Below are 6998 nucleotides of genomic sequence, written 5' to 3'. Positions count from 1 at the left end.
CCGTTCTTGGTCGCGGGCCACTCCACGATGTCGAACCGGCCCCGGCCTTTGAAGCGCGGGTACCCGGCCTTCTGCCCGGCCCTGACTCTGCGGAAGAACGCCACGAACGCCCTGTCGAGACGGCGCAGGGTCTGCTGCTGGGAGCCTGCCGACCAGCGGCCCTGCCCGTCAGGGTCGGCCCTGCGGATCTCTTTCAGCTCCGCCGACTGCTCGCCGTAGCGGATCGTGACACCGGCCTTGGCGTAGGCGGTGCGCCGGTGCTCCAGCGCGGCGTTGTAGAGCTGCCGGTGCTCTTCCAGGCACTGCGTGAGCGCGGCGGCCTGCTTGCCGGTGGGGCGCAGCAGGAACGTGACCGACCTGCGCACACCCACCTCCCACGTTCGGTAACGAGACGACCACGGTATCGGCCGGCACCGACAAAACCCGGAAGGACAGCCGTGATGCGCGGACCAGGCAGGTCAGGGCACGCTCGGGCCTTGACAGCCCCACCGCTCCCGATTCCCCCGACGGCTGAAGCCGCCGTGCCAGAGGGCGATCCGCTGACCCGCCGCCCGGCCGTACGACTGGCCGACCGATCGGTGGTGATCTGCGCCATCTTCGGCGCATGGCTGAGCTCCCAGTGCACGTCAGCCCCCGACCAGGGGGACCAGCTTGACGAAGGACACCACCGGATCGACGGTCAGGTCGATCTCGGTGTCCAGGTCCTCGATCTGGCGGTCGCCCACCAGCAGCAGGAACCCGTTGCGGGCGAACGCGGCCTCGGCGGCGTCGGCCTGCTTCGCCCAGTCCAGCCTGCGAGCGGTGCGCATCCGGTAGCCGTTCAGCTCGACCTCGGCGTCGCTCGGCCTGACCAGGCCGCGGAAATGATGCGACGGGGCGGCGTTGTGGCGGGCCACCTCCTCGCGCACGCGCAGCCGTACCAGCTCCCGGGCCGAGACCCGCTCGGGAAGGCCGGGCAGGGAGAACTCCTCCAGCTCCCGGCCGGTCGCAGTCTCATCGCGAAACGTCACTGATGCCATCGAACGCCCTGCTTCTCGGTGTGTCAGGTGGTGACGCCATCTATAGCAACGCGGAGCGACAGAACTCCGGTGATGCCCGATTCCGATGATCTCCGGGACGTGGGTGTCAACCCCTGTGGACGGTCGCGTACGGGTCGTCGCAGCGGGCGGGCAGTCCCCAGGATCGCCACGTCCGGTGAGGTCCCTGGGCTTTCTTACTCGGCCGGGCCGTGTCTCGGTGCTGCGCGGACGTGCGCGCGTTCGCCTTGTTTCCCGATGAGACTCAGGTACTCGACGGGACCGGCGCTGGTGGCCCCGAACCAGTGCGGGGTGCGCGTGTCGAACTCCGCGGCTTCCCCGGGCTTGAGGATGAGGTCGTGTTCCCCGAGGACAAGGCGGAGCGTGCCATTGAGGACATAGACCCAGTCGTAGCCCTCGTGGGTGCGCAGGTCGGGTTCGGTGTCGTCCTTTCCGGCCGGGAGGACGAACTTGTAGGCCTGGATTCCTCCGGGCCTGCGGGTCAGCGGCAGGATGATCGAGCCGTCGCCGCAGGGGATGGGGCGCAGATTGATGCGGGGGTCGCCGGTCGGCGGCGCATCGACGAGCTCGTCGAGGGTGACCCCGTAGGCGCGGGCAAGCGGAAGCAGCTGCTCGAGCGTGGGACGTCGCAGGCCCGCCTCAAGCCGGGACAGGGTGCTGGTGGAGATGCCGGTCTCCGCCGCGAGGTCGGCGAGCGTGACGTCGCGATGCAGCCGAAGGCGTTTCAATCTCGGTCCGACGGCGTCAAGAGTGCGGTCTACGGCTTCATCCACCCCTTCATTTTGCCATTCGGCAACAACGTTTGCACACCCGTCTTCCCTGTCAGCACCATGAGAGCGAACCGAGGAACGCGCCCACGAACGAGGAGGACGACCTATGACGCATGACTTCGACAAGGACTTCTGGGAGCGGCACTGGCAACAGGGGCGGACTCGGGGCCCAGGATCCATGAGCGACAACCCGCCGAACCCGTACCTCGCTCGCGAGACCAGCGGCCTGACGCCGGGCTCCGCACTCGATGCGGGGTGCGGCGGCGGTGCCGAGGCGATCTGGCTCGCCTCCCACGGCTGGCACGTCACCGCAGCCGACATCTCGTCCGAGGCCCTTGCCCGCGCTGCCGAGCGCGCGGCGGCGAGCGGGGCCCCCGAGCGCTTGCAGTGGGTCGAGGCAGACCTGAGCGTCTGGGGCCCGGACGCGCAGTTCGATCTGGTCATGACCCACTACGCCCACCCGGCGATGCCCCAGTTGGAGTTCTACGATCGCATCGCCGGATGGGTTCGTCGCGGCGGCACGCTGCTCATCGTGGGGCACCTGCACACTCCGGGCTCCACCGGCCACGGGCACCACCCTCCTGCCGAGGCGTCGGCCACCTCCACGGCCATCACCGCGCGCATGGACGCCAGGGAGTGGGAGATCGTCACCGCCGAAGAGCACCTCCGCACGCTCGCCGGGCCCGGGGGCCGCGCGGTCCCCCTCCACGATGTCGTCGTGCGCGTCACCCGACGCCGGTGATCAGACCATCCGACAGCGCCAGGGCCGCCGCTCCGGCGCCGATCCCCCTCGCCTTCTGAAAGGAATTCCTTGAGTACGAACAGGTCCTCGGACGCGGGAGCCCCTGACCCGACCATCCAAGACCCACGACAACGACGTACGATCTTGGTCGCGGTCTGCATCGCGCTCATGGCGGTCATCGCTTCGGTGTCCGGGCTGAACGTCGCCCAACCGGAGCTCGCCGTCGCGTTCGACGCCTCGCAAACCGAGGTCTTGTGGTTCATCAACATCTACACCATCACTCTGGCCGCGCTGCTCCTGCCGCTCGGCGCGATGGGCGACCGGTGGGGCCGAAGGCCGGTGCTGCTCGTAGGTCTGCTCGTCTTCGGGACGGCGAGTGCGGCGGCCGGCCTTGCCACGTCGTCCGCGATCATGCTTGCCGCGCGTTTCCTGAGCGGCGTGGGCGCAGCGATGATCATGCCGGTCACTCTCGCCGTCATCACCTCGACCTTTCCGGACGAGGAACGTTCCAAGGCGATCGGCGTGTGGACCGGCGTCGCCGGCGGTGGGGGCATCGTGGGGATGTACCTGTCGGCCGCCCTGGTCGACCTGGCGAGCTGGCGGTGGCTCTTCGTCCTGCCGGTCGTGCTCGTCGTCGTCGCCGTCGTCATGGCGCTGCGGTCCATCCCGAATTCGCGCGAGGCGTCAGGGCACGGGTTCGACACCGTCGGTTCGCTGTCAGCCGTGGTTGCGGTGGTCGGGCTAGTCTCCTTCCTCCATGAGGGTCCCGAACGAGGCTGGACCGCGCCCGTCACGCTGCTGAGCCTCCTCGTCGGCGGGATCGCCGCTGCTGGATTCGTCGCATGGGAGCTGCGCCGACAGGCGCCACTCCTCGACGTCCGGCTGTTCCGCGAGCGAGGTCTGGCGAGCGGTTCAGTGTCGCTCTTGACGGTCTTCGGCGTGCAGGCGGGGATCTTCGTGGTCCTCTTCCCGTACTTCCAGGCCGTGCTCGGCTGGTCCGGCCTTCGCTCCACCCTGGCATTCATGCCGATGGCGCTGCTGATGATGCTCGCATCCGGCCTCGCCCCGCAGGTGGCCGCGCGCATCGGCAACCGCTCGACGATGGCCGCGGGGATCTTCCTGGGTGGCGCGGGGTTGGCCCTCATGGCCATCTTCGTCTCCGTCGACGGCGGCTACCTGTCGATCCTCCCCGGCATGCTCCCCATGGGACTCGGCATGGGACTGACGATGACGCCCTCCACCGAGGCCATCACCGCCGCCTTGCCGCGTGAGCGTCAAGGTGTCGCGTCAGCGCTCAACGACGTCACCAGGGAGTTCGGCACCGCGCTCGGTGTCGCGCTGCTCGGAGCGGTTCTGACCGCCGGCTATCGCAGCGCCATCGACTCCCGGCTCGACGGAGTGCCGGACCACGCCGCCGACACCGCCCGCGAGGGCGTCGCCAACGCCCTCGCGGTCGCCGACGGCGTCGGTCCGCAGGCGCAGGCGCTGGCCCGAGCCGCCCAGGAGTCCTTCGTCGACGGCTGGCAGCATGCCATGTGGGCAGGCGCAGCAGTCATGGCGGTCCTGTTCGTCTACGTTCTCGCACGAGGTCCGCGGCGACGGACCCAGGGTTCCGGCAGCAACGGCCGCGAATCCGACGATGTGGTCCTCGATCCGCGCTGACTCATGACGCGCGCCAAGTCGTATCCTCAGAGGTCGCCGAAGTCTCCGTGACGGCCGGGGCCACATCGGTGCCAGGTACGGGCGATCAGCTGTCTGCGGAGTGGGCGTGGGCGAGGAGTTGTGCCGTGAGTTCCATGCAGCGCATCCGGGCGGGAGAGAAGTCGTAGGGCATCTTGGTGGTCGCTGTGGAGGCGCTCATCTGCGTGTCTTCTTCCCCTTTCAGGTCAGCGTCGTAGATCTCGAAGAGCTTCTCCTCGGCCGTGTCAAGACCGGCTGCCTCGATGGCCTGCTCCAGGGCCATGTGTTGGGCGCACCGCTGTACGGCGAGCTCTTCGACGCGCGGGTCGTCGAGTTCGACGCCGTCGTCGAGGGCGGCCTCGGCCGCGTCAAGACGGTCCTGCTCGGCCCGCAGGTCGGGGTGGGTAGCCAGCACGATGAACACGCTGGCCTGGATGGCGGCGCCCAGCGGCCCGAAGATCCGTTCCGTGACCAGCAGCGCTTCAACGTCCGACGGTCGCAGTGCGCCCGGGGGCAGGTGGCCGAGCCGGTCCGTGACCAGTTCGGAGAGCAGCCCTAGCGGACTACCCACCGCCTGCAGACGCTGGACAGCCGCGCGCCGACGCTTGATGGCGGACTCCTGCGCCGCCAAGGCTTCCTCCAGCCTGCTCAGGATCTCCTCGATGTCCCGGGCCTCGTCGAAGGCGGCCCGCATGTCGTCCAGGCCGATGCCGGCCTCTGCCATCTTGCGGATCCACAGCAGGCGGATCATGTCGTCGTAGCCGTAGCGGCGGCGACCGTCCCCGCCGCGCTCGGGCTCCGGCAGCAGACCGATCTCGTGGTAGTGGCGGATGGCGCGAGGGGTGGTCCCGGCGAAGGTGGCTGCATCACCGATCTTGACCTGGCGGGGAGGCGTGCTGGAGGGGTACATCGCAGACAGAGCCTTTCGTGCTGTGGTGCCTCCACCACACCACATGCCGCTACGGCAGGTGCAACAGCACCATCCAGGTGTCAGTCGCCGAGGCGGTCGCACGCCGGCTGCGGCACCGGCTCCTCGGCACCGACCTGCTGCGTTACCAGGAGGAGCACGGAGAATTCACCCAGGAGGGATTGGCTCAAGCCCGCTCCAGGATCTTCGGGGCGGCGGACGGTGATGGCAGAATGTGACCATGCGGCCACCCCGAGCGAGATATTTCAACACCACCGGCCCGTGCGGCCCAAAGCACCACTACATGTTGCCTCCCACGCAGCGGATCCCGCAGGCACGGGAGCTCATCGACATGGATCGCTACTTCGTGCTGCACGCGCCGCGGCAGACCGGGAAGACGACCGCGCTGCGTACCATGGCCTCCGAGCTCACCGCCGAGGGTGACATCGCCGCCCTGATGTTCTCCTGCGAGCGGGCCAAGGCAGCCGGCGACGACGTCGCCTGGGTGGAGTCACTTCTGCTCGATGCCCTCCGAGAGGCCGCCACGCGGTCGGGGTGGCCAGAAGAGCTGCTGCCGCCGGATTCCTGGCCGCAGGTCACACCAGGCAGCCGATTCGGCGCGGCGCTGAGCGAGTGGTGCCGCCGCTGCCCACGCCGGGTGGTCCTGCTCCTCGACGAGATCGACGCCCTGCAGGGCAACAGCATGGTCAGCATCCTCAGCCAGCTCCGCGACGGTCACAACGCACGGCATGAGGGTCGCCCGTTCCCCACGTCCGTGGTGCTGTGCGGGTTGCGCGACCTGCGTGACTACAAGGTCGCCTCGGGCGGCGAACCCGGCAGGTCCAACCCGGCCAGCCCGTTCAACATCGTCGCCGAGTCGCTGCGCCTGGGCGACTTCACCGCCGATGAGATCGGCCAGCTCTACGGCCAGCACACGCAGGAGACCGGCCAGGAGTTCACCAAGGACGCGGTGGACCGGGTCTTCGAGCTGACGCAGGGACAACCATGGTTGGTCAACGCCCTCGCCTTTGAGATCATCCGCCAGATAGGGGTGACTGCTTCTATCACCGCCGGGCAAGTGGAGGAGGCCAAGGAGCGGTTGATCCGAAAGCGGGCCACCCACCTGGACGCTCTCGTGGCGCGGCTGCGCGAGCCACGGGTGGAACGGGTGATCGAACCAATCCTTGCGGGAACGTGGCCAGGGACGGACACTTCGTTCGACGACGACATCTCCTACGTCCACGATCTGGGCCTCATCCGGGGGCCCAGGGAACTGGAGATCGCCAACCCGATCTATCGAGAGGTCCTGCTACGGGTCCTGGGCCATCGCACAGAGCGGTTCGTGATGGCCGATCCGCACAGCTTCGTGCTGCCGGACGGCCGTTTCGACCTGCCGCGCCTGCTGGAGGAGTTCGTCGTGTTCTGGCGCGAGCACGGCGAGGTGCTCATCCAGCAGGAGGGCTACCACGAGGCCGCCTGCCAGATCATCCTCATGGCTTTCCTGCACCGGCTGGTGAATGGCGGAGGCTATCTCGATCGCGAGTACGCCGCCGGCACCAAACGCCTGGACGTCCTGGTCCGCTGGCCCTACACCGGCCCGGACGGCGAGCGGCTGATGCAGCGGGAGGCGATGGAGCTGAAGGTCTGGCGGGCGGGCGGGGACGACCCGGTGCCCGACGGCCTCGCACAACTCGACCGCTATCTGGACCGGCTCACCCTCGACACCGGCGTGCTGGTGGTCTTCGACCGGCGCCCACAGGCTCCACCCTGGAAGGAACGAGGCGAGTTCGAGCAGGCGACCACGCCCTCCGGCCGCCAGGTCACCCTCCTGCGGGCGTAACAGCCGCGACAGAGCCAGGACA

Annotated in this window: 8 protein-coding genes; 4 read left to right on the top strand and 4 right to left on the bottom strand. The window is 68.7% G+C overall.

Annotated features, from left to right (window positions below; all coding sequences use genetic code 11):
- The 3 genes from AB0H84_RS52500 to AB0H84_RS52490 form a co-directional block, all read right to left on the bottom strand.
- On the bottom strand, positions 1-365 hold a 365-nt coding region (locus AB0H84_RS52500; RefSeq protein WP_357622057.1), incomplete at its 3' end, for a helix-turn-helix domain-containing protein.
- A gap of 261 nt (positions 366-626) precedes the next feature.
- Entirely contained in the window at positions 627-1019 is a 393-nt protein-coding gene (locus AB0H84_RS52495) for a hypothetical protein (RefSeq protein WP_357622054.1), read from the bottom strand.
- Positions 1020-1213: 194 nt separating this feature from the next.
- Positions 1214-1810 carry an XRE family transcriptional regulator gene (locus AB0H84_RS52490; RefSeq protein WP_357622051.1) on the bottom strand — a complete coding sequence of 199 codons (597 nt, stop codon included), beginning with the start codon at positions 1808-1810 and terminating at the stop codon, positions 1214-1216.
- 103 nt (positions 1811-1913) lie between these two features.
- On the opposite strand from AB0H84_RS52490, the gene AB0H84_RS52485 reads away from it, so the two are divergent.
- Together AB0H84_RS52485 and AB0H84_RS52480 are read left to right on the top strand one after the other, a co-directional pair.
- Complete coding sequence (locus AB0H84_RS52485; protein ID WP_357622048.1) at positions 1914-2549, top strand: class I SAM-dependent methyltransferase; 636 nt, start codon at positions 1914-1916, stop codon at positions 2547-2549.
- 69 nt (positions 2550-2618) lie between these two features.
- Positions 2619-4211, top strand: a complete 1593-nt coding sequence (locus AB0H84_RS52480; RefSeq protein ID WP_357622045.1) for an MFS transporter — start codon at positions 2619-2621, stop codon at positions 4209-4211.
- Positions 4212-4296: 85 nt separating this feature from the next.
- On the opposite strand, the gene AB0H84_RS52475 is transcribed toward AB0H84_RS52480, so the two are convergent.
- Entirely contained in the window at positions 4297-5139 is an 843-nt protein-coding gene (locus tag AB0H84_RS52475; protein WP_357622042.1) for a MerR family transcriptional regulator, read from the bottom strand.
- Between the two features lie 77 nt (positions 5140-5216).
- Between AB0H84_RS52475 and AB0H84_RS52470 the strand changes: the two genes are divergently transcribed.
- Entirely contained in the window at positions 5217-5375 is a 159-nt protein-coding gene (locus AB0H84_RS52470; RefSeq protein WP_357622039.1) for a hypothetical protein, read from the top strand.
- A gap of 2 nt (positions 5376-5377) precedes the next feature.
- Positions 5378-6976, top strand: a complete 1599-nt coding sequence (locus AB0H84_RS52465) for an ATP-binding protein (protein WP_357622036.1) — start codon at positions 5378-5380, stop codon at positions 6974-6976.
- The last annotated feature ends 22 nt before the right edge of the window (positions 6977-6998 follow it).

The sequence above is a fragment of the Nonomuraea sp. NPDC050786 genome (assembly GCF_040654115.1).
Lineage (GTDB): Bacteria > Actinomycetota > Actinomycetes > Streptosporangiales > Streptosporangiaceae > Nonomuraea.
Note: the sequence above shows the minus strand (reverse complement) of the source record. Positions and strands in the feature narration are given on the sequence as shown.